The 2,173-nt window shown below is 47.4% G+C and carries 1 protein-coding gene; it reads right to left on the reverse strand.

All coding sequences use genetic code 11. The features are described from left to right. Nucleotides 1-281 precede the first annotated feature (281 nt). Entirely contained in the window at nt 282-2,102 is a 1,821-nt protein-coding gene (locus tag ACJ751_RS24940) for a RagB/SusD family nutrient uptake outer membrane protein (protein WP_407748248.1), read from the reverse strand. Nucleotides 2,103-2,173: the final 71 nt, after the last annotated feature.

Here is a 2,173-nt window from a genome sequence, read left to right on the forward strand (position 1 = left end):
AAAAGCCAGCATTTGGGCATGCAGGTGTTGAAAGGAAAAGACAGATAAGACCAGGACAAGATAGGACAGGTATGGTACCCTGTTAGTGTAATTTTTTCTCATAGCAATGCACAATTAAACTTTGTTTAATAGTTAACAATCGTTTGGTTGAAGGCCCTCCCCCGGGCCCCCTCCGGTGGAGGGGGAGTTGGGCTGCCTTATAATTTTTCTTACCACTCCTCTATTGCTGGCCTCTGCCGCGATGAGGCATTTCTGCCTTTTGCCTTCTGCCCTCTGCCTTATCAATACAGCGGATGTTGCTGCCCGACTAAACCGGGATTATTATTGATGGTGGTCGTATTCAGGGGTAACAGTTCTGTTTTATTTTTCTCTATCCCTCTGAATATCGCCTTCACCCAGGCTTGCGTGGCGCCTAAAACCTGACCACCGCTTACGGCCGTAGCGCTGTACATATCCAGCAGGGTATAGCCATTTGCTGTTAATGTAGCTTTATCGGCAGCGGTGGGCGCGGTTTTATAACCAATGAACGGAACGGCTACTACAGGATCATTCCAGTTGGTAGCAGTTTCGAGTTTATAGGCCCGGTACTGATCGATTGTAGCATATTTACCTGCTTTGTTGGCCATGTCGATCAGGTTTTGTTTACACTGGGTCAATGCTTCATATTGAATACCCCAACGCACCAGGTCGGTTCTGCGCCAGCCTTCGAAAGACAGTTCCAGCTTTCTTTCATTGATGATAGCATTCCTGAAATCCTGGTAAGTAGCAGGTGTAGTTCCTATTTTACTGGCATCGCCGCCAAAACCGCGCTTTCTTACCTGTTCGTAGGCAGCTTTGCCTGCAGGGGTAGGCCCATTGTTCAATTCGTTCTGTGCTTCGGCATACATCAACAGCACATCGGAATAGCGCAGCCAGGGCCAGTTGATATCGCGTTTGTTGATAGCGGTACCTGCTGAACCTTTCCAGGTAACCCGGAATTTACCGATGGTATTAGCGCCATAAGGGTTCAACTGGCGGCCATTGGTGGCGGTAATACCGTATGTACAAATACTTACATCCCGGCGGGTATCGCCATTTTCAAAATCATAATAAAAAGTTGGCATAACGCCCATGGCAGGTTGTGCTTTTCCGAAAATACTGCTTGTATGACTGAACATCCCGTTTGTATAGCCAATTGCCGATCCGTTCACATCAGTACCATACTGACCGAATTCCAACATCGATTCGTTGTTGTATCTGCCGTTCACCAGGTCACGAAAAACGGTTTCATAGCTGGGCAACAAACTGTTCTCGCCTTTTTGCATGACCGCATTGCAGGCATCGGAGGCGATCTGGTATAATTGTTTTATGCGGGCGGCATCGGACCGTTGAGCCATTTGTATGGATGAGGCAGCGTAGGTGTTCAGGTCCCAGCGCAGGGAATAACCGGCTGCATACAGGGCTGTGCGGGCCAGGATACCATACGCCGCATTTTTTGAAAAGCGTTCCGGCGTGGGTATCATGCCTTCGCTTTTCCAGGGCAATAACTCAATGGCTTTCTGCAGGTCGGCTACACAACCATCATAGATAGTATCCCTGCTTACGCGGGAAGATATGAAGGTGCCTGCATCCTGTACAGGAATGGTGGGATATGGACAATCGCCAAATAACCGTACCGCGTTCAAATAACACATGGCCCGCAAGGCATACGATTCGCCCAGCAACATGGTTATTTTCTTTTGCTCTGCATCGGTAGCGCCCTTCATCGCGCTCAGATTCTTTATACCAATGTTGGCGTACTCGATAGCCCGGTACATGGCCGCATAGGTATCGGTAGGCACAATGTCGGGTGAGTACGCGTAGTTGGCAAACATGTTCTTCGAATTGGTTTCCCCTTCTGTAGAGATACATTCATCAGTGCCCATTCCAAACTGATAATACAACTCCCTGTTGAAGCTAAGGCTGTAAATACCATAGACAAACATTTCAGCCCGTGAAGCATCCTGAAAAGTTGATTCACTGTCGAACGAGGCTTCGTTTTTTCTGTCGAGAAATTTTTTGCAGGAAGTAAGCATCACTCCTGACAAAACCACTATAGCTATATTATTGAGAATCTTTTTCATTGTCATTCTTTTTTTGATTAGGCTTAGAAGGTCAGGTTCAAACCAACAACAATACTTTTTGCCCGGGGATA

Source organism: Niastella sp. (genome assembly GCF_045805085.1).
Classification (GTDB): Bacteria; Bacteroidota; Bacteroidia; order Chitinophagales; family Chitinophagaceae; genus Niastella.

Bases quoted from the DNA above. Each gene is read 5' to 3' on its own strand.
- ACJ751_RS24940 (WP_407748248.1), bottom strand. From the start codon at position 2,102: ATGAAAAAGATTCTCAATAATATAGCTATAGTGGTTTTGTCAGGAGTG.